This window comes from Streptomyces sp. NPDC001594, assembly GCF_042893675.1.
In the GTDB taxonomy this organism is placed as follows: domain Bacteria; phylum Actinomycetota; class Actinomycetes; order Streptomycetales; family Streptomycetaceae; genus Streptomyces.
Map to the genome: position 1 here is coordinate 23,642 of NZ_JBIAVB010000011.1, position 20,363 is coordinate 44,004.

16 protein-coding genes are annotated in these 20,363 nt (G+C 74.6%); 5 read left to right on the top strand and 11 right to left on the bottom strand.

What is annotated here, in order from left to right; translation table 11 throughout:
- Positions 1-1,401: 1,401 nt before the first annotated feature.
- Positions 1,402-2,592, top strand: coding sequence for a MinD/ParA family protein (locus ACFY0O_RS22030; RefSeq protein WP_388949446.1), 1,191 nt, complete (start codon positions 1,402-1,404; stop codon positions 2,590-2,592).
- An 82-nt stretch (positions 2,593-2,674) separates the two neighbouring features.
- Here ACFY0O_RS22030 and ACFY0O_RS22035 read toward each other — a convergent pair whose 3' ends face one another.
- The 9 genes from ACFY0O_RS22035 to rimP form a co-directional block, all read right to left on the bottom strand.
- Positions 2,675-3,634, bottom strand: a complete 960-nt coding sequence (locus ACFY0O_RS22035; RefSeq protein ID WP_388948957.1) for a bifunctional riboflavin kinase/FAD synthetase — start codon at positions 3,632-3,634, stop codon at positions 2,675-2,677.
- Between the two features lie 103 nt (positions 3,635-3,737).
- On the bottom strand, positions 3,738-7,535 hold the full coding sequence (locus ACFY0O_RS22040) for a hypothetical protein (protein WP_388948960.1): 3,798 nt from the start codon (positions 7,533-7,535) through the stop codon (positions 3,738-3,740).
- Between the two features lie 352 nt (positions 7,536-7,887).
- On the bottom strand, positions 7,888-8,796 hold the full coding sequence (gene truB, locus ACFY0O_RS22045; RefSeq protein WP_388948963.1) for a tRNA pseudouridine(55) synthase TruB: 909 nt from the start codon (positions 8,794-8,796) through the stop codon (positions 7,888-7,890).
- On the bottom strand, positions 8,793-9,245 hold the full coding sequence (rbfA, locus tag ACFY0O_RS22050) for a 30S ribosome-binding factor RbfA (RefSeq protein ID WP_358892638.1): 453 nt from the start codon (positions 9,243-9,245) through the stop codon (positions 8,793-8,795). Before rbfA ends, truB begins: the two co-directional genes overlap by 4 nt.
- 33 nt (positions 9,246-9,278) lie before the next feature.
- A complete protein-coding gene (locus tag ACFY0O_RS22055) occupies positions 9,279-9,572 on the bottom strand; it encodes a DUF503 domain-containing protein (protein ID WP_030227569.1) in 294 nt (97 codons plus the stop codon).
- A gap of 160 nt (positions 9,573-9,732) precedes the next feature.
- On the bottom strand, positions 9,733-12,816 hold the full coding sequence (gene infB / locus ACFY0O_RS22060; protein ID WP_358892639.1) for a translation initiation factor IF-2: 3,084 nt from the start codon (positions 12,814-12,816) through the stop codon (positions 9,733-9,735).
- A 147-nt stretch (positions 12,817-12,963) separates the two neighbouring features.
- Positions 12,964-13,251 (bottom strand): YlxR family protein, encoded by a 288-nt coding sequence (locus ACFY0O_RS22065; RefSeq protein ID WP_388948968.1) that lies wholly within the window; start codon positions 13,249-13,251, stop codon positions 12,964-12,966.
- A gap of 163 nt (positions 13,252-13,414) precedes the next feature.
- Positions 13,415-14,419 carry a transcription termination factor NusA gene (nusA, locus tag ACFY0O_RS22070; RefSeq protein ID WP_388948970.1) on the bottom strand — a complete coding sequence of 335 codons (1,005 nt, stop codon included), beginning with the start codon at positions 14,417-14,419 and terminating at the stop codon, positions 13,415-13,417.
- A 2-nt stretch (positions 14,420-14,421) separates the two neighbouring features.
- Positions 14,422-14,919 (bottom strand): ribosome maturation factor RimP, encoded by a 498-nt coding sequence (gene rimP / locus ACFY0O_RS22075; RefSeq protein WP_388948973.1) that lies wholly within the window; start codon positions 14,917-14,919, stop codon positions 14,422-14,424.
- Positions 14,920-15,121: 202 nt separating this feature from the next.
- Between rimP and ACFY0O_RS22080 the strand changes: the two genes are divergently transcribed.
- Genes ACFY0O_RS22080 through ACFY0O_RS22095 form a run of 4 tightly spaced genes read left to right on the top strand, consistent with a single transcriptional unit; the run spans position 15,122 to position 17,953 of the window.
- Positions 15,122-15,640: a hypothetical protein gene (locus ACFY0O_RS22080; protein WP_388948975.1), complete on the top strand. Its 519-nt coding sequence runs from the start codon at positions 15,122-15,124 to the stop codon at positions 15,638-15,640.
- On the top strand, positions 15,637-16,107 hold the full coding sequence (locus tag ACFY0O_RS22085) for a ferritin-like domain-containing protein (RefSeq protein ID WP_388948978.1): 471 nt from the start codon (positions 15,637-15,639) through the stop codon (positions 16,105-16,107). The genes ACFY0O_RS22080 and ACFY0O_RS22085 overlap by 4 nt, the downstream gene beginning before the upstream one ends.
- A 16-nt stretch (positions 16,108-16,123) precedes the next feature.
- Entirely contained in the window at positions 16,124-17,026 is a 903-nt protein-coding gene (locus tag ACFY0O_RS22090) for an aminoglycoside phosphotransferase family protein (RefSeq protein WP_388948981.1), read from the top strand.
- A gap of 42 nt (positions 17,027-17,068) precedes the next feature.
- Positions 17,069-17,953, top strand: a complete 885-nt coding sequence (locus ACFY0O_RS22095) for a slipin family protein (RefSeq protein WP_388949449.1) — start codon at positions 17,069-17,071, stop codon at positions 17,951-17,953.
- Positions 17,954-17,991: 38 nt separating this feature from the next.
- Here ACFY0O_RS22095 and ACFY0O_RS22100 read toward each other — a convergent pair whose 3' ends face one another.
- Together ACFY0O_RS22100 and ACFY0O_RS22105 are read right to left on the bottom strand one after the other, a co-directional pair.
- A complete protein-coding gene (locus ACFY0O_RS22100; protein WP_388948983.1) occupies positions 17,992-19,692 on the bottom strand; it encodes a proline--tRNA ligase in 1,701 nt (566 codons plus the stop codon).
- Between the two features lie 41 nt (positions 19,693-19,733).
- Complete coding sequence (locus tag ACFY0O_RS22105; RefSeq protein WP_388948986.1) at positions 19,734-20,306, bottom strand: GNAT family N-acetyltransferase; 573 nt, start codon at positions 20,304-20,306, stop codon at positions 19,734-19,736.
- Positions 20,307-20,363: the final 57 nt, after the last annotated feature.

A 20,363-nucleotide genomic window follows, 5' to 3' on the forward strand; every position in this document is an offset into this window, starting at 1 on the left:
GCCGGTGCCGAGTCGGCTGGCCCGCCTGCGGCGCCGTTCCCGGCGGGCGCGGGGGCCGAGTCGGCTGGCCCGCCTGCGGCCCCGTTCCGGGGGGCGGCCGGTGCCGAGTCCGGTACTCCGGCTGTGGCCCCGTTCCCGGCGAGTGCCGGTGCCGAGTCCGTTGCTCCGTCTGGGGCGTCGCTTCCGGCGGGCGTGGATGCCGAGTCGGCCGCGCCTGCGGGGGCGGCCGGTGAGGCGGGCGGGCCTGCGAGGCCTGCGGCTGCTGCGCCGTTCGCCGTGCCCACCGTGCCGCCGATGTCCGTCGCGGCCGACCCCGTGTTCCCGCCTGCCGCCGATGCGGCTGTGCCTGGCCCGGACGGTGCCGTTGGCGGATCGGCGGCTGCCCCCGCCGTGGAGCCTTCGGCCGCTGCTTCCCTCGGCGAGAGCGCCCCTGGTCTCCCGGCCGGGTCGGCGGATCCGGTTCCGGCCGCTCCGTCGGCGCAGCCGCCTGTGGCTCCGGTGGTGCAGCCCGCTGCGCAGCCGCCGGCCGACGCCGTTCCGGTCGGGCAGCCGCCTGCGGCTTCGGTCGCCGATGCGGCGGCGGGGCCGGGGGACGCGTCGCCCGCGGCTGTGCCGGGTGTCCGGCAGGCTGCGGATGCCGGCCCGGGGTTCCCGTCGGCCGCGCCCATCGGCGGGGTCGGCGACGCCGCGGGGGCGCCCGCCCCGGTCCAGGGGGACGGGGGGCGGACCGCCACTCCGGCCGAGGGGGTGGCCGTTGCCGACGCACCCTTCGGGGGAGGCGGGGCACTGCCGCCGCTGCCGCCCGCCTTCACCTCCGGCCCGCCCCAGGGGTACGGGTTCCCGCAGGACGCCGCACCGCAAGGTGCCGCACCGCAGGCACCCGGCCCCCAGGGGCACGGATTCCCGCAGGGCGGCACACCCCAGGACACCGCACCGCAAGGTGCCGCACCCCAGGACGCCGCACCCCAGGCACCTGGCCCCCAGGGGTACGGATTCCCGCAGGGAGCAGCACCGCAGGGGGCAGCACCGCAGGGGGCCGCACCCCAGGACACCGCACGGCAAGGTGCCGCACCACAGGACGCCGCACCGCAGGGGTACGGATTCCCGCAGGGTGGCACACCGCAGGACGCCGCCCCACAGGGTGCCGCACCGCACGCAACCGCACCCCAGGCACCCGGCCCGCAGGGGTACGGATTCCCGCACAGCGGCACACCCCAGGACGACGCCCCACAGGGTGCCGCACCCCAGGCACCCGCACCGCAGGCACCCACCCCGCAGGGGTACGGATTCCCGCAGGGCGGCACACCCCAGGACGCCACACCGCACGCACCCGGCCCGCAGGCTGCCGCGCCGCAGGGGTACGGGTTCCCGCCCGTCGGCGCGCAGCCGCAGCCGTACGGGGTGGCGCCGCAGCAGGGGCAGGCTCCGCAGGGGCCGTACCAGCAGCAGCCGGCCGCCCAGGGGCCCGGTGCGCCGTTGGGGTACACCGCTGCCGTCGAGCTGTCCTCCGACCGCCTGATCCGGGCCAAGCAGAAGCCGCGGCCCACCCGCTCCGGGTTCCGGTTCGGCGGGAAGGCGGCCGAGGCCGACCGCCAGCGGAAGCTGGAGCTGATCCGGACGCCGGTGATGTCCTGCTACCGGATCGCCGTGATCAGCCTCAAGGGCGGCGTCGGCAAGACCACGACGACCACCGCCCTCGGCGCGACGCTGGCCACCGAGCGGCAGGACAAGATCCTGGCCATCGACGCTAACCCCGACGCCGGCACCCTGGGCCGGCGCGTCCGGCGCGAGACCGGTGCGACGATCCGGGACCTGGTCCAGGCGATCCCGTACCTGCACTCGTACATGGACATCCGGCGGTTCACCTCGCAGGCGCCCTCCGGGCTGGAGATCATCGCCAACGACGTGGACCCGGCGGTCTCGACGACCTTCAACGACGAGGACTACCGCCGCGTCATAGAGACCCTCGGCCGCCAGTACCCGATCATCCTCACCGACTCGGGCACCGGGCTCCTGTACTCCGCCATGCGCGGGGTCCTGGACCTGGCCGATCAGCTGATCATCATCTCCACCCCGTCCGTGGACGGCGCCAGCAGCGCGAGCACCACGCTCGACTGGCTCTCCGCCCACGGTTACGCGGATCTCGTCTCGCGCTCGATCACCGTCATCTCCGGGGTCCGCGAGACCGCCAAGATGATCAAGGTCGAGGACATCGTGCAGCACTTCGAGACCCGCTGCCGGGGTGTCGTCGTGGTGCCGTTCGACGAGCACCTCGCGGCCGGCGCGGAGGTGGACCTCGACCTGATGCGGCCCAAGACGCGGGAGGCGTACTTCAACCTCTCCGCCCTGGTCGCGGAGGACTTCGTACGGGCCCAGCAGCAGACCGCGCAGGGGCAGTGGGGCGCGCTCCAGCAGCCCCAGCAGTACGCCCCGCCCCAGCAGCCCCAGCCCCAGCCGCCGCAGCAGCAGCCCCAGGGGCCGTACCAGCAGCCGTACGGGCAGCAGCCCTACCCGCAGCCCGGGCAGCCCTGGCCGCAGGCCCCGGCTCCGCAGCAGCCCGGGCAGCCCCCGCGCGACCCGCGGCTCGGCTGAGGCGGGGCGAACGCCGGAGGGCCCCTGCCGTCCCGGGACGGTAGGGGCCCTCCGGCGTGTCAGGGGCGGGGGCGCCGGCCCCTCAGCGGCGTGCCGCGTCGGAGGCGTCCGTCAGGGCGCGCGCCCGCTTCACGTCGTCGGCGATGGCCTCCAGCAGGCCGTCGAGCGACTCGAACTTCGCCATCCCGCGCACGTACGCGAGGAAGTCCACCGCCACCTGCTTGCCGTACAGGTCGAGCCCGACGCGGTCGATCGCGTAGGCCTCCACGGTCCGCTCGGTCGCGTCGAACTGCACGTTCGTGCCGACCGAGATCGCCGCCGGCATCCGCTCGCCGTCCGCCGTCAGCCACCCCGCGTACACCCCGTCGGCCGGGATCGCGGTGTGCGGCGCCGTCTCCACGTTGGCCGTCGGGTAGCCGAGTTCGCGCCCGCGCTGCGCACCGCGCACCACGACGCCCTCGACCCGGTGCGGGCGGCCCAGGATCTCGGCGGCGCCCTCCATGTCGCCCTCGGCGACGAGCCTGCGCGCCAGGGTGGAGGAGAACGGCACGCCGCCGCCCGCCTCGCCGCGCTCGACCAGGTCCACGACCTCGACCTCGTAGTCGTAGGTGGAGCCCAGCTCGCGCAGGAAGTCGACGTTCCCGGCGGCCCGGTGCCCGAAGCGGAAGTTGGGGCCCTCGATGACGGCGCGCGCGTGCAGCTTGTCGACCAGCACCTTGACGATGAAGTCGGCCGGGGACAGCTGGGAGAACTCCGCCGTGAAGGGCAGGATCAGCAGCGCGTCGACGCCGAGGCCGGCCATCAGTTCGGCGCGGCGGTCGTAGGGGGCCAGGATCGGCGGGTGGCTGCCGGGGCGCACGACCTCGCTGGGGTGCGGGCTGAAGGTCACGACGACCGACGGCACGCCCAGGGCGCGGGCCTTCGCCACGGCCCGTCCGATGATCAGCTGGTGTCCGCGGTGCACACCGTCGTAGGAGCCGATGGTGACGACGCTGCGTCCCCAGTCCTGGGGGATGTCCTCCAAGCCACGCCAGCGCTGCACTGTGACCGCTCCTCGCCCGAACCCTTGTAGTCCCTGTACGGGATTGCCGATTGCAGGTCTAAGACTGCCATGCCGGTGGCCCGGTCCCCGCATCGGAGTCCGCTCAGGTGACGTGGGGGGCGGATCGGCTGAGGGTCTCCACGGTGCGGCGGGCGCCCGGTCCGAGCAGGGCCGCGGCCTCCGCCGCGGACTCGGCGAGCCAGCGGGCCACCAGGGCCCCGAAGACCGGGTCGGCGCGGGCCAGCTCCACGGTGCGCTGCTCGAACACCTCGGGCCCGCCCGGGGTCCGCAGCAGCTGCCGGCCGGTACGGCGGAGCAGCTCGCGGGTGCGGTCCTCGGGGCGGGCGCGGGCGGCCGCGGCGAGGGCCGTCAGGAAGGCGCCGAGCACCTGCGGGTCGGGCTCCTCGCGCAGCAGGGTCTCGGCCAGCTCGGCCCGCAGCACCGAGCCGGGCTCGCCGCCGGGCGCCGCGAGTACGCCGGCCAGCGCGGCCCGTACCGGCGGCGGGGCGGTCCGCAGCAGGGCCAGGACCAGCGGGCGCAGCACGGGGGCGGCGGCCGGGCCCTGCTCCAGGCGCCGGTCGACGAAGGCGGCCGCGTGCGGGGCGTCGGCGGGGTGCCGCGCGAGGTGCTCCCGTACGAGGTCACCGGCGCGGCGGGCCAGCGCGGGGGTGGTCAGGGCAGCCAGGGCGCGCAGCACCTCCCCGTCCGCGCGGGCCCGCAGGGCGTCGAACACCGCGTCCGGGTCGGGCAGTACGGGCAGGGCCGCGACCAGGGCGGAGGCGGGCAGCCGGGAGCCGCGGTCCGGGTCGCGGAAGCAGTCGAGGGCGTCGGTCAGGTGGCGGGCGCGGGCCTGGGGGTCGCGCAGCAGCATCCCGAGGGCGCTGCCGTGCAGGGGGAGGTCGCCGGGGCGGGCGAGGAGCGCCTCGGCGGCGTGGCGCAGCACTTCGCGGTCGGCGGGGGTCCGCACGTGCGGGGCGGTGGCGAGCCCGTACGCGGCGGCGGCCACGCGGCGGCCCGGGCGGTCGTCGTGGGCCCAGCGGTCGACGGCGCGGGACATCGCGGAGGGCTCGTCTTCGGCGAGGACGGCGAGGAGTTCGTCGGCGCGGGGGTGGGCGGCGTCGACGAGGGCCTCGGTCAGGTCGTCGGGGGCGAGGGCGCGGTGGGTGTGCAGGAGCGCCTGGGCGGCGGTGGCCACGGTGGCTCCGGGGCGGCCGCGCAGTCGGCGTTCGTCGGTGAACCAGGTGCACAGGAGGGGCAGGACGATGTGCGGGGCGCGGGTGAGGCGGCGTCCGGCGGCTTCGAGGTAGCGGTGGTCTGAGGGCAGCAGGCGGCGCAGCAGGTCGAGCCGGTCGGACTCGGGCAGCCGGAGCCGGTTCCAGAACCAGCCGCCGAAGTCCTGCGGGCCGGTCCGGGCCACGTGCTCGGCGAGGGCGTGCAGGACGGGCAGGTGGGCGGTGGCGTCCGGGGCGCCGAGCAGGGTTCCGCGCAGCAGCCGGGCGGCCCACCAGACCCGGTCGGGGTGCACCTCGCCCGGCGGGGCGTCGGCGAAGGCGTTCAGGGCGTCGACCAGCCGGGCGGGCTCCTGCGCGGTGCCGGCGGAGGGGGGCCGGCGGAGGGCTTCGAGCACGGGCCCGATCCGGTGCCGGGGCACGGGCGGGCCGGGGGCGGCGGGGCCGGAGTGGACGAGGGAGTCGAGGGCGCCGACGAGGTCGAGGTGGCAGGCCTGGAGCCAGTCGGAGAACTCCTCGTGGGCGAAGCGGTAGCCGGGGCCCGCGGGGACGAGGAGGCCCTCGGTGAGGACGGCGGAGGCCCAGCCGGTGCGCCAGGGGAACAGCTCCTCGAAGGAGGCCCGGTCGAGCTGCCCCTGTCCGGGCCCGAGGCACCGCCGGGCGGCCTCGTGCACCCGCCCGGCCACCCGTACGGCGAGCCGCCGCACCCCGGGGGCGTACACCCCGCCGGCCGGGTCCGCGGCTCCGGCGGACGGGTCGGCCCCGCGAGGGGAACCGGAGGGCCCGCCGGCGCCGGACCGGAAGCCCGGGGCACCGCCTTCGGCCGGTTCGGCGGGACCGGCCCCCGGCTCCGGCCGTGCCCGTGCGGTCCCGTCGCGCGCCGGGCCACCGGCCGGGGCGGCCCCGGGGCCTGGGCCGGAGGGTCGGCCCCCCGCAGGTGGGGTGCCGGTCCCCGGGGCGGGTGCCGGCGGGGGCCCGGCGGCCGGGGAGTGCCCAGCGGACGGGAAGGGCCCGGCGGCCGGGGAGGGCCCGCCGACCGGGGAGCCGGGCCAGGCGGACGGGGAGCGCCCGCCGACCGGGGAGCCGGGTCGGGTGGTCCGGCGGGAGTTCCGGTTCGGACTGTGCGGGCCGGCCGGACCGGAGGGGCCGCCGGGGGGCGACCGGAAGGGGTCCGTGGTCGAGCCGGGGGCGGCGGTGATGCGCAGGGCAGCCCGGAGGCACAGGAGGTCCAGGTGGGCCGCGAAGACCTCGTCGCGGGTCGGGCGGCCCCCGGTGACCCCGGCGGCGCGGATCCCCGCGAGCAGGCCGAGGGTGAGGGGGTGGCGGGCGTCGGCCTCCGGTACCGCGTCCGCCGGGAGGCCCAGGCGGGCCCGGGCGGTGTCCGCCTCCGCCGGGGTGAGGTCCCCGACGGGCAGCGCGGGCGGCAGCCTCCGGGCGGGGTGGCGGGGGGTGTGCAGCAGCTCCGGCGGGTAGAGCGCCCCGGCGAGTTCCCAGTGCTCGGGCCGGGCGGCGACCACCAGCCGGGCGCCGGTGCCGCACAGCCAGGCGGCGGTGGACACCGTCCACGGCGCGAGCCGGTGCGCCAGGGCGGGCGGCATCTCCTCCGGGCCGTCCAGCACGATCAGCAGCGCCCGTCCCGCCGCCCCCGTCAGCCGGGCCACGCGCTCGGCCGTCCCCTCGGCGGCCGGCTCCCGCGCCGCCGCCCCCGTCGGCGCGCCGCCCGCGGTGACGATGCGGACGGCCTCCGCCAGCGCCCGCTCCACGGCGTCCGCCAGGGAGGCGTCGTCGGCCCGCAGGTCGGCCCCGCGCAGCCAGAGGGTGGGGGCGGGGCGGGGTCCGCGGGCCCGGTCGGCGGCGAGGGCCGCGAGGGCGGTGGTGCGGCCGGTGCCGGGGTCGCCGACGAGGCCGAGGACGAGGTCCTGCCCTGCGGTGAAGGCGGCCAGCCCGGCGGCGAGGGCGGGCCGTGCCACCGGTTCCGGCCCGGCGAGGACCGCCGGGGGGAAGGCCGAGCCGACGGTGGTCGCGGTCAGCTCCAGCGCCCCCGCCAGGTTGAGTTCGGCCCCGTAGCCGGGGACGGTGGCGCCGTTGCGCTCCAGCAGGGCCGCCAGGGGGCCCGTGGGGGCGGTGGCGGCGGCCGCGCGCAGGGGGACGGCGAAGGTGCCGGAGCGGCGCTCCGCGGTGAGAGCGGTGCCCAGTACCGCGAGCACCGCTCCGGTCTCCGCGTCGAGGACCGGCCCCCCGCAGGCCTCGCCGCCCAGCCGGAGGGCGTCCCGGCCGTCCGTGCCGATCGCCAGCTCCACGGTGACGGGCAGCACCAGCCGGCGCCCGGCCGCGGTGTAGCCGGCCTCCGCCCCCGCCGCGAGCACCCGGGCCTGGCGCCAGCCCCGCGCGGGGACGCGCACGTACGTTCCCGAAGGGATGGTCCCGCGCCCGGCCACCGGCAGCGGCCGCACCCCGAGCCCGTCGCTCGGCACCAGAGCCAGCCCGAGCTCGGGCAGGAGGGTGACGTCGGCGCCGTCGGTCCGCCAGGTCCGCCCGTCCGGCGCGTGCAGCACGACCCGGTCCAGGCCCTCGACGGCCTCGTGGCCGGTCAGCACCGTCCCGCGGTCGTCGGCGACGAACCCGCTCCCGCGGGCCCGTCCGGCCGCGTCCCGAACGGTGACGAGTTCCACCGGCTCCGCGGGCGCGTGCGGCTCCGCGACCCCCGGGTGCTCCGCCGTTCCCCAGGGGGCCGCCCCGGCACGCCCCGCACCAGCTGTGACCTCGTCCGACAACGCCGCACCACTCCCCCGCCACGGGACCCGTGGTCATGACGGTAGGCAAGTGAAGATCGGGACGAAAAGCGCGCGGGCCGAAAGCGCCCCCTTACGCTCCCTCCGTTCACTCCGAGCGCCTGCTCGGTCGGGTGAACAACGGGCTCCGGGTGGATAGAGACCTACCCGAGGGGGGTCGTGGAGCGGTGAGCGGCGGTCGCGGTCCGAGTGCGCTCACCGCTCCACGTCGGAGCGGATCGGTCGGTGCGGATCAGACGAAGACCGCGAGGGACTTCGCCTTGCCGCCCTTGCTCTCCACGAGCCCGAGCAGCTGGCCCTGCGGCCCGTAGACGGCCACGGTCCGGCCGTCCTGGTACTCGTCCGGCATGTCGATCCGCACGCCGTTGGCGAGCAGCGAGGCCCGCCGGGCGTCCAGGTCCCAGCGCGCGAACGCGGCCGCGGCCGCCTCGCCGATCGGCATGACGGTCAGCTCCTCCTGGAGCTGGTCCAGCGTGCGCGCCTTGTCGAGCTTGTACGGGCCCACCCGCGTGCGCCGCAGCGCCGTGAGGTGGCCGCCGACACCCAGGTCGGCGCCCAGGTCGCGGGCGAGGGCCCGGATGTAGGTGCCGCTGGAGCAGACGACGGAGACGACCAGGTCGACGACCTTGGTGCCGTCCTCGGCCTCCGCCTCCCGCATGTCGTAGACCTGGAACGACGAGATGGTCACCGGGCGGGCCGGGATCTCGAAGTCCTCGCCGTCGCGGGCGCGCTTGTAGGAGCGCACGCCCTTGATCTTGATGGCGCTGACCTTGGACGGGACCTGCATGATGTCGCCGGTCAGCTTGGCGATCCCCGCGTCCACGGCCTCCCGGGTCACCCCGGAGGCGTCGGCGGACCCGGTGATCTCGCCCTCGGCGTCGTCCGTGAGGGTGTACTGCCCGAGGCGGATCGTCCCGAGGTACTCCTTCTCCGTCAGCGCGAGGTGGCCGAGGAGCTTGGTGGCCTTCTCGACGCCCAGGACGAGGACACCCGTCGCCATGGGGTCGAGGGTGCCGGCGTGGCCGACGCGGCGGGTCTTGGCGATCCCGCGCATCTTGGCGACCACGTCGTGCGAAGTGAAGCCGGACGGCTTGTCGACGATGACAAGGCCGTCCGGAGTCTTCCCTGCGTCGGTGCTCATTCCGCGGCTGCGTCCTCGTCGTCCTCGTCGCCCGGCTTCTTGTACGGGTCGGCCTCACCGGCGTACTGGGCGCCGGAGGAGACCTCGCGCACCTGGGCGTCGGAGGCGCGCGCCTTGTCGAGGAGGTTCTCGATGGTCTTGGCGTTCTCCGGGAGGGCGTCCGCGACGAAGGTCAGGGTGGGCGTGAACTTGGTCCCCGCCGCCCGGCCGACCGCGGAACGCAGTACGCCCTTGGCGCTCTCCAGGCCCGCTGCCGCGCTGGCACGGTCCTCGTCGTCGCCGTAGACCGTGTAGAAGACCGTGGCCTCCCGCAGGTCGCCGGTGACCCGGGTGTCGGTGATGGTCACGTGCGTACCGAGCCGGGGATCCTTGACTCCACGCTGCAGCTTCTGCGCCACCACCTCCCGGATGAGGTCCGCCAGCTTCTTCGCCCGCGCATTGTCGGCCACTGGTCCGTCTCCTTCTTCCTTGCAGACAAGCAATCAGTCTTCATCACCGTGGAACCGCCGCCTGACGGACAGCAGCTCCACTTCCGGACGCGCCGCGACCAGCCGCTCACAGCGGTCGAGCACGTCCGACACGAACCCCGCGTCCCCGCTCACCAGGGCGACCCCTATGCGGGCCCTGCGGTGCAGGTCCTGGTCTCCCACCTCGGCCGCGCTCACGGAGAACTTGCGCTGGAGCTCGGCGACGATGGGCCGGACGACGGAGCGTTTCTCCTTCAGCGAATGGACGTCGCCGAGGAGCAGATCGAAGGACAGAGTCCCCACGTACATGCAGTTCCGGATATCCCGCCGGTGCGGGTTCGGTGGCCTGCCGGCCGTCGCTCGGCAGGGTCACCAGAACCGTACACGCAACGGCCGGGGCCGATCGACGGATATTCCGCCGACCGGCCCCGGTGTTACGCGTTACGACACGGTGCGAACCGCCTCGCGCTTACGCGCGCGGCTTCTCGCGCATCTCGTACGTCGCGATGACGTCGTCGATCTTGATGTCGTTGAAGGAGCCGAGGTTGATACCGCCCTCGAAGCCTTCGCGGATCTCGGTGACGTCGTCCTTGAAGCGGCGCAGACCCGAGATGGTGAGGTTCTCGGCGATGACCTTGCCATCGCGCAGGAGCCGCGCCTTGGTGTTGCGCTTGACCTCGCCCGAGCGGACCAGGACACCGGCGATGTTGCCCAGCTTGGACGAGCGGAAGATCTCTCGGATCTCCGCCGTACCGAGCTCGACCTCTTCGTACTCCGGCTTGAGCAGACCCTTGAGGGCCGCCTCGATCTCCTCGATGGCCTGGTAGATCACCGAGTAGTACCGGACGTCGACGCCCTCGCGGTCCGCCATCTGCCCGGCACGGCCGACAGCGCGGACGTTGTAGCCGATGACGATGGCGTCGGAGCCCATCGCGAGCGAGATGTCCGACTCGGTGACCGCACCCACACCGCGGTGCAGGACGCGGATGTCGACCTCTTCGCCGACGTCGAGCTGGAGCAGCGAGGACTCCAGGGCCTCGACCGCACCGGACGAGTCGCCCTTGATGATGAGGTTGAGTTCCTGGACCAGACCGGCCTTGAGCACGGAGTCGAGGTCCTCGAGGGACACGCGACGGACGCGCTTGGCGAAGTTGGCGTTGCGCTCACGCGCAGCACGCTTCTCGGCGATCTGACGGGCGGTGCGGTCCTCGTCGACGACGAGGAAGTTGTCGCCGGCGCCGGGGACGTTGGTGAGACCCAGGACCAGGACGGGGGTCGACGGACCCGCTTCCTCGATGTTGTTGCCCTTGTCGTCGAGCATGGCGCGCACGCGGCCGTAGGCGTCGCCCACGACCATCGTGTCGCCGACGCGGAGGGTACCGCGCTGGACGAGGACGGTGGCGACGGCACCGCGGCCACGGTCGAGGTGGGACTCGATCGCAATACCCTGAGCGTCCTGCTCCGGGTTGGCGCGCAGGTCGAGCGAGGCGTCGGCGGTGAGGACGACGGCCTCCAGCAGGGAGTCGATGTGCAGACCCTGCTTGGCGGAGATGTCGACGAACATCGTGTCGCCGCCGTACTCCTCGGCCACCAGACCGAACTCGGTCAGCTGACCGCGGACCTTGACCGGGTCGGCACCCTCGACGTCGATCTTGTTGACCGCGACGACGATCGGGACGCCGGCGGCCTTGGCGTGGTTGAGCGCCTCGATCGTCTGCGGCATGACGCCGTCGTTGGCCGCGACCACGAGGATCGCGATGTCGGTCGACTTCGCACCACGGGCACGCATGGCGGTGAACGCCTCGTGACCCGGGGTGTCGATGAAGGTGATCTTGCGGTCTTCACCGTTGACCTCGGTGCCCACCTGGTAGGCGCCGATGCCCTGGGTGATGCCGCCGGCCTCGCCCGCGACGACGTTCGTCTTGCGGATGGCGTCGAGGAGGCGGGTCTTACCGTGGTCGACGTGACCCATGACGGTGACGACCGGCGGACGCGGCAGCAGGAACTCCTCGCCGCCCTCGTCCTCGCCGAACTCGATGTCGAAGCCCTCGAGCAGCTCGCGGTCCTCCTCCTCCGGGCTGACGATCTGAACGGTGTAGTTCATCTCGCCGGCAAGGAGCTGGAGGGTCTCGTCGGAGACGGACTGCGTGGCAGTGACCATCTCGCCGAGGTTCATCATGACCGCGACCAGCGACGCCGGGTTGGCGTTGATCTTCTCCGCGAAGTCGGTGAGGGACGCACCGCGCGACAGGCGAACGGTCTCGCCGTTGCCGCGGGGCAGCATCACGCCGCCCACGGACGGGGCCTGCATGGCCTCGTACTCCTGGCGCCTCTGACGCTTCGACTTGCGACCGCGACGGGCGGGCCCGCCGGGACGGCCGAACGCACCCTGCGTGCCACCACGGGCACCCGGGCCGCCGGGACGGCCGCCGAAGCCGGGACGACCGCCACCACCGGCGCCGGCCGGGCCGCCGCCGAAGCCGCCGCCACCCGGACGCGGGCCGCCGAAGCCGCCACCGGCCGGACGCGAGCCCGGACCGGCCGGACGGCCGGCGAAGCCGCCGCCGCCGGGACGACCCGGACCGCCGGGACGGCCCGCGCCGCCCGGACCGGGACGGGGGCCGCCGCCGGGACGGGGGCCGGGACCGCCGGCAGCGGGACGCTGCGGCATCATGCCGGGGTTCGGACGGTTGCCACCGGGAGCACCGCCCGGACGCGGAGCGCCGCCCTGCGGACGGGGCATGCCGCCCGGGGTCGGACGACCCGCACCGGGACCCTGCGGACGCGGAGCGCCACCGGGACCACCCTGCGGGCGGGGAGCACCCTGGCCGCCGCCGGCGCCGGGGGCACCGGGACGCGGGGCGCCGGCCGGACGGGGCGCCTGCGGGCGCGCCATGCCGGTGGAGCCGCCGGAGGTGAACGGGTTGTTGCCCGGACGGGGACCGGCCGGACGGGAGCCCTGCGGACGCGGGGCCGGAGCACCGGGACGCGGGGCCTGGGCACCGGGGGTGGCGCCGGCCGGACGCGGGGCGCCGGGACGGGCACCGCCCTGAGCCGGGCCGGCCGGACGCTGCTGCGCCGGACGGGGACCGGGGGTGGCGCCGGCCGGACGCGCGGGGGCGGCCGGGGGCGCGGAGAACTCGGTCGCCACGGGAGCCGCCGGAGCGGGCTTCGGGGCGGCCGGAGCCTTGGGGCCGGGACGCGGGCCGGGAGCGGCCGGAGTCACCGGGGCGGAAGCCGCGGGGGCCTCGGCAGCGGCCGGCTTGGGGGCCGGTGCGCCGGGCTTGGGGGCGGCGGGACGTGCCGCGGCGGCCGGGGAGGGCGCCGCGGGCTTGGCGGGCGCGGCCTTGCGGGGCGCGCCGGGCTTCGCAGCGGACTTGCCGGCGTTGCCGCCGGGCCCCTGCAGTGCGTCAGTCAACTTGCGTACAACCGGCGCCTCGATCGTCGAGGACGCCGAACGGACGAATTCACCGAGTTCCTGGAGCTTGGCCATGACGACCTTGCTCTCAACCCCGAACTCCTTGGCGAGTTCGTATACCCGGACCTTAGCCACTTCGCTCCTTTTAGGTCCGGGTTACGCCGGACCGTCGCTACTTCATGGGCGTACTCATCGCGTACTCATCGAGTGCTCATCGCAATCTCGACCTACTTCCAACTCGCGAGGTACCTGACCGCACGGGAATCCGTGCCGTACTTCTTCTTACGGTGTCGCCACGGCCCGGTCTGCCAGGGCCGTGCGCAGTCCCTCCGTGTCGAGCGGTCCAGCGGACCGGAGGGCCCGGGGGAACGCCCGGCGGCGGACCGCCTGGTCGAGGCAGACCACGGCGGGGTGCACGTACGCACCCCGGCCGGGCAGCGTACCGCGAGGATCGGGGACGCACTCGCCCCCGACCGCCACGATGCGCAGCAGATCGTTCTTGGCCGCTCGCTCCCGGCACCCCACACAGGTGCGTTCGGGGCATGCGCGGGCTTGCGTCCGGCCAGACACGCTTAAGTCTACCTCCCCGTACCGACCTCACCCCTTCAGGTGAAAAATCGAACGGATGTCGTTGTGATCCACGAGGGTCCCCCGACTGCGGGGACACCCCTGTCTACCGCCCGGAAACGATCGTTCGGTAGCCATTTATTCCCGTCCGGGGCGCCGTTTCCGGTCAGTCCCGATCGGTGTCCGCCTCGGACGCCGGCTCGGTGTCGGGCCGGATGTCGATGCGCCAGCCGGTCAGCCGCGCGGCGAGGCGGGCGTTCTGGCCCTCCTTGCCGATGGCCAGCGACAGCTGGTAGTCGGGGACGGTCACCCGCGCGGAGCGCGAGTCCCAGTCGACGACCTCGACCTTGCTCACCCGGGCGGGTGACAGGGCGTTCGCGACCATCTCCGCCGGGTCGTCCGACCAGTCGACGATGTCGATCTTCTCACCGTGCAGTTCGGCCATCACGTTGCGCACGCGGCTGCCCATCGGGCCGATGCAGGCGCCCTTCGGGTTCAGGCCCGAACGGGTGGACCGGACGGCGATCTTGGTGCGGTGTCCGGCCTCGCGGGCGATCGCGGAGATCTCGACGCTGCCGTCGGCGATCTCCGGGACCTCCAGGGCGAAAAGCTTCTTCACCAGGTTCGGGTGCGTGCGCGACAGGGTCACGGACGGACCGCGGACGCCCTTCGCCACGCGCACGACGTACGCCTTCAGGCGGAGCCCGTGCGGGTACTCCTCACCGGGGACCTGCTCCTGCACCGGCAGGATGGCCTCCAGCTTGCCGATGTCGACCAGGACGTTCTTGGGGTCCTTGCCCTGCTGCACGACGCCGGTGATGACGTCGCCCTCACGGCCGGCGAACTCGCCGAAGGTCAGGTCGTCCTCGGCGTCGCGCAGACGCTGGAGGATCACCTGCTTGGCGGTCGTCGCGGCGATCCGGCCGAAGTCCGACGGGGTGTCGTCGAACTCCTTGGGCTCCTGCCCCTCCTCGAGATCGCGCGGGTCCTCCGTCGCCCAGACGACCACGTGGCCGTTGGTGCGGTCCAGCACCACCCGGGCGCGGCGGAAGCTGCCCTCGGTGCGGTGGTACGCGATGAGGAGGGCCGACTCGATCGCCTCGACGAGCAGGTCGAAGGAGATCTCCTTCTCCCGGACCAGACCCCGCAGGGCACTCATGTCGATGTCCACGGCTACGCCTCCTCTTCCTTCTTGTCCTTGCGGTTGAACTCGATCTCGACACGCGCCTTGGCGATGTCGGTGAACGCGACGCGGCGGGCGGTCGCCTTGCGGCCCTTCACGCCCGGTACTTCGAGGTCCATGCCCTCGTCGTCGACGTCGAGGATGCGGGCGACGAGCTCCCCGCCCTCGACCAGCTGGAACTTCACGAGGCGCCCCACGGCCCGCACGTAGTGGCGGTGCTCGCTGAGCGGGCGGTCCGCGCCCGGGGAGCTGACTTCGAGGACGTACTCGTCCTCGCCCATCACGTCGGAGGCGTCGAGCGCGTCGGAGACCTCACGGCTCAGCTCGGCGCACGCGTCCAGTTCCACGCCTTCGTCGGAATCCACGACGATCCTCAGCATCCGGCGCCTGCCCGCCTTGGAAAGCTCGATCTCCTCGAGGTCCAGGCCCTTGGCGGCGACGAGCGGCTCCAGCAGTCCGCGCAGCCTGTCGCTCTGGGTGGTGCTCATCCGGGTGACTCCTCGGCCGCGTGTGCTGTTGTGGTTTTCCGTCGCGTGTCAGGTCAAAGGGTATCCGGTCGCGGAGGGTGTTGCCGTCCGCGCCGCCGGGCGGACCCCCGGGTACCGTGATCACACCTTGTCCCGCCGTCACCCCGAGGACGTCACCGTGCCCTGGACCTTGCCTTCGAGGCCCTCGCCCTCACGCAGGAGCGTGCTCGCCGGAGCCGCCGTCGCAGCGGCCGGGTCCGCGCTGGTCACCGGGTGTTCCGGCGGCGGCGAACCGTCCGCCGCGGACCAGGCGATTTCACTCGAACGGCGGATGCGGGAGGGCGCCGTCCGCGACAGCGGCCGGCTGCTGGAACGTTACGACGCCACCCTGGCCGTCCACCCCGATCTCGCCGAACGGCTGGCACCCCTGCGGGAGGCCGTCGCCGCGCACGCCAAGGCCCTCGCCTTCACCACCCCGAAGGCCGACCCCACCCCCTCCCGGCCGGCCTCCCCCTCCGCCTCCCCCTCCCCCAGCGCACCCGCGGCCGGGCGGGCGGAGGTCCCGGCGAAGCCCGCCGAGGCGCTGAGCGCCCTCGCGGACGCCGAGCGGAGCCTGTCGGAGGCCCGCACCATCGCCCTGGCCGGGGCCCCGGGGGAGCTCGCCCGGATGCTGGCCTCGGTGGCGGCCTGCGGGGCCGTCCACGCCTTCCTGCTGACCTCCAACCCGGGAGCCGCCTCGTGAACCCCGCCGTGAAGCCCTCCCCCTCCGCCGGCGGCCGCGCCCTGCAGGCCGCCCAGGCGGCGCTCGCCGCCGAGCACGCGGCGACCTACGGGTACGGGGTCATCGGCGCCCGGATCGCGGCCGCCCGGGCCACCGAGGCCCGCGAGGCCTACGGCCAGCACGTCTCGCGCCGCGACCGGCTCACCCGGACGGTGCGGGAGCTGGGCGGGGCGCCCCGGCCGTCCGAGGCCGCGTACGCCCTGCCGTTCGAGGTGCGCTCCCCGGACGACGCGGAGCGGCTGGCCGCCGACATCGAGGACCGGGTGGCGGGCGCCTACTCGGACCTCGTCCGGGCGGCGGACGGCCAGTTGCGCCGTGACGCGGCTGACGCGCTGAGCGCCGCGGCCGTGCGCGCGGCACGCTGGCGCGGGGTCGGCGTAGCCTTCCCTGGGCTCACCGAACGCTCGGAGGGCGCCCGCACCAGCTGAAAGGGACCACGCACGCATGGCTTTCGAACCGCCGCAGCGGCTCGTACGGGCGCTCGGCGAGCTGCCGCGGACAGCGCAGGACACACAGTGGCTGGAGCGGCTGCCGGAGCTCGCCGAGGAGGCGCTGGAGCGGCGGGACGTGGAGGCCCAGCGCGCCCTGGCGCCGGGCGGCCGCAGCAGCCTGGTGGTCCTGGTCCGCTACGCCGACGGCACACCCGCCACCCTGAAGCTGGCACCGCCGGCCGCCCGGCCCGACCGCGAGCTGGCCGCGCTCGCCCACTGGGGCGGCTTCGGCGCGGTACGGGTCCTGGACTCGCGCCACCACGAGGAGGACGGCGCCCTCCTGCTGGAGCGACTGCAGCCGGACGTCTCCCTGCGCTCGCTCCCCGAGGCCAAGGCCCTGCTGGAGGCGTGCGGCACGCTCCGTCGCCTCTGGGTGCGCCCGCCGTCCGACCACCCCTTCGAGACGGTGGCCGCGCGCACGGCCGCCCAGTCCGAAGCCCTGCGCGCGGCGCCCCCGGAGGCCCGGGCCCTCGCGGAGACCGCCCTGGCACTCCTCCCGGAGCTGACCGCCCAGCCGCCGGAGGAACTCCTGCTGCACGGGAACTTCCGCCAGGGCAAGGTGCTGGCGGGCGATCGGGCGCCCTGGCTGACGGTGGGCCCGGACCCGCTGGTCGGCGAGCGGGCCTACGACCTGGCCCGGCTGGTGCGGGACCGCCTGGAGGACCAGATGGCCTCGTCGGCGGGGGCCTCGGGGGCGCGGCGGCGGGTGAACAAGCTGGCCGACTCCCTGGAGGTGGACCGGGAGCGGCTGCGGGGCTGGACGGTGTTCCGGGCGGTGGAGTCCGGGGTGCGCGCCCTGGCCGCCGGGCGGCGCAGGGACGCGGAGCTCCTGCTGGAGTTCGCGGCCTGGCTGTAGGGCATACCTTAGTAAAAGGTGTATGTCCGGCAGGGGGCCGTCATGGTCGAGGAACTGCTGACAGCGGGGATCGCCGCCGCCGCGGGCGTCGCGGTCTACCTGGGCGCTGCCGCACGGGTGGTGAAACAGTACGAGCGGGGCGTCGTCCTGCGCTTCGGGCGGCTCCGCGAGGGGGTCCGGCCGCCCGGCTTCACGATGATCCTTCCGGTGGCGGACCGCCTGCACAAGGTGAACCTCCAGATCGTCACCCTCCCGATCCCGGCCCAGGAGGGCATCACCCGGGACAACGTCACGGTCCGCGTGGACGCGGTCGTCTACTTCAAGGTGGTCGACCCGGCGAGCGCGATCATCGCGGTGGAGGACTACCGTTTCGCCGTCTCCCAGATGGCGCAGACCTCGTTGCGCTCGATCATCGGCAAGAGCGACCTCGACGATCTCCTGTCGAACCGCGAGAAGCTGAACCAGGGCCTGGAGCTCATGATCGACAGCCCGGCGATGGGCTGGGGCGTCCAGATCGACCGGGTGGAGATCAAGGACGTCTCCCTCCCGGAGACCATGAAGCGCTCGATGGCCCGCCAGGCCGAGGCGGACCGCGAGCGCCGCGCCCGCGTGATCAACGCGGACGCGGAACTCCAGGCCTCGCACAAGCTGGCCGAAGCGGCCGAGGTCATGTCGGAGCAGCCGGCGGCCCTGCAGCTGCGCCTCCTCCAGACGGTGATCGCGGTGGCGGCGGAGAAGAACTCCACCCTGGTCCTCCCCTTCCCCGTGGAACTCCTCCGCTTCCTGGAACGCGCGACCCCCTCCGGAGACCCCCAGCCCCACCCGGCGCCCGCTCCCCCGGCCGCACCACCTCCGGACCTCCCAGCCCAGGACCCCCTCCCCGAACTGGACACCCCCCACCCCCCGGCCCTACCCCCGGAACCGTAGGCCCCGCTGCGCGGAGTCCATCGAGGGAGAGCCGCCCCCTACCCCACCCGCCCCACGGCCTCCTCCAGCGTCAGCTCCACCCGCTCGCCCGTCCGCCGGTCCTGGAGCTCGACCACTCCGTCGGCCGACCTGCGGCCCGCCACCAGGATCCACGGCACGCCGATGAGCTCGGCGTCCGTGAGCTTGACCCCCGGCGAGATCCCGGCGCGGTCGTCCAGCAGGACCCGCTTGCCCGCGGCCGCCAGGGCCTCCGCCGCCCGCTCGGCCAGCGCCAGTGGGACCGCCTTGCCCGCCGCCACCACGTGCACGTCGGCCGGGGCCACCTCCGCCGGCCAGCACAGCCCGCGGTCGTCGGCCGTCTGCTCGGCCAGCGCGGCCACCGCCCGGGAGACGCCGATGCCGTACGAGCCCATGGTGACCCGCACCGGCTTGCCCTGCGGGCCGAGCACGTCCAGCCCGAAGGCGTCCGCGTACTTCCGCCCCAGCTGGAAGATGTGCCCGATCTCGATCGCCCGGTCCAGCCGCAGCCCCGCACCGCACTTCGGGCAGGGGTCGCCCGGCTCCACCACGACCACGTCCAGGTACCGGTCCACCTCGAAGTCGCGCCCGCAGACCACGTTCCGCGCATGCGTGTCGGCCTTGTTGGCCCCGGTCACCCAGGCGGTCCCCGGCGCCACCCGGGGGTCGGCGATGTAGGGCACCTTCTCCAGCCCCTGCGGCCCCACGTACCCCCGCACCAGGTCGGGCCGCCCCGCGAAGTCCTCGGCCGTCACCAGCTCCACCACCGCCGGGGCCAGGTGCTCCCCGAGCTTGCCCAGGTCCACCTCCCGGTCCCCCGGCACGCCCACCGCCGTGATCTCCCCGTCGACCTTCACCAACAGGTTCTTCAACGTCGCCGAAGCGGGCACACCCAGGTGGGCGGCCAGGGTCTCGATCGTCGGCGTGTCCGGCGTCGCGATCTCCTCCAGCGCCCCGTGCGACGCCGCGTCCGCCGCACCCCCGGGAACGTGGACGACCGCCTCCGTGTTCGCCGCGTAGTCACACGCCGGGCAGTCCACGAACGTGTCCTCACCGGCCGCCGCCGGCGCCAGGAACTCCTCCGACGCCGAGCCGCCCATCGCGCCCGAGACGGCCGACACGATCCGGTGGTCGAGCCCGAGCCGCTCGAAGATCCGCACGTACGCCTCGCGGTGCAGCCGGTAGGACTCCGCCAGCCCCTCCTCCGTCACGTCGAACGAGTACGAGTCCTTCATCTGGAACTCGCGCCCGCGCAGCACCCCGGACCGGGGCCGGGCCTCGTCGCGGTACTTGGTCTGGATCTGGTACAGCATCACGGGCAGGTCCTTGTAGGACGTGCACTGGTCCTTGACGACGAGGGTGAAGATCTCCTCGTGGGTCGGCCCGAGCAGGTAGTCCGCGCCCTTGCGGTCCTTGAGCCGGAACAGCAGGTCCCCGTACTCCGACCAGCGGCCGCTGACCTCGTACGGCTCCTTCGGCAGCAACGCCGGCAGCAGCACCTCCTGGGCCCCGATCGCGTCCATCTCCTCACGGACGATGCGCGAGACGCTGTCGAGGACCTTCTTGCCGAGCGGCAGCCAGGTCCACACCCCCGCGGAACTGCGCCGGACGTAACCGGCGCGGACGAGGAGGCGGTGGCTGAGGGTCTCGGCGTCGGCCGGGTCCTCGCGGAGGGTCTTGGCCATCAGGCGGGACATGCGCTGCACGTGTTGCGTCGACATGCGGCGAGGCTATCCGGGGCGGCCCCCGCCGGGTATCGAATTCAGCCCCGGCGCAGCGGCAGCGGCGCGCCCATGACCGCGTACGGCATGCTCGCGCTCGGGAAGTGGACCTTGCGGGCCAGGTCCTGGTAGCCGAGGGCCCCGTAGAGCCTGCGGGCCGGGCTGTCGGTGTCGATGGCGGAGAGGATCGAGCGGGGTTCCTCGGCGCCGTCGGTGATCCGGGTGATCAGCGCGCGGCCGACCCCGCAGCCCTGGAAGCCGGGGTGGACGTGCAGCTCGGTGATCACGAAGGAGTCGTCGAGCCAGTGCTCGGTGTCGGTGGCCCGCAGGTAGGGCTCGACGATCGTGGACCACCAGTGGGCGCGGTCGTTGGGCATCCCGTAGACGAACCCGGCGAGGGCCCCGTCGTCGGTGAAGGCGCCGAGTGCGCGGGCGCCGCGGCAGGTCATGTGGCGCTGGACGATGTAGCGCCGGATGCCGACCTCCTCCTCGCTGAGCCCGAAGGCCACCGCCTGCACGCGCAGGGCCTCGTCCACGCGGCCGGCGAGGTCGAGGGGCCCGATGCGCAGTCCGGCGGGCCGTGCGGGGTCGTCGCCCCCGTGGGTAGGCAGCATGCGGCCGACCTTACTTCGGGGTAGGGCCGCTCCGGTACGGCTTCCCGGACGAATCCG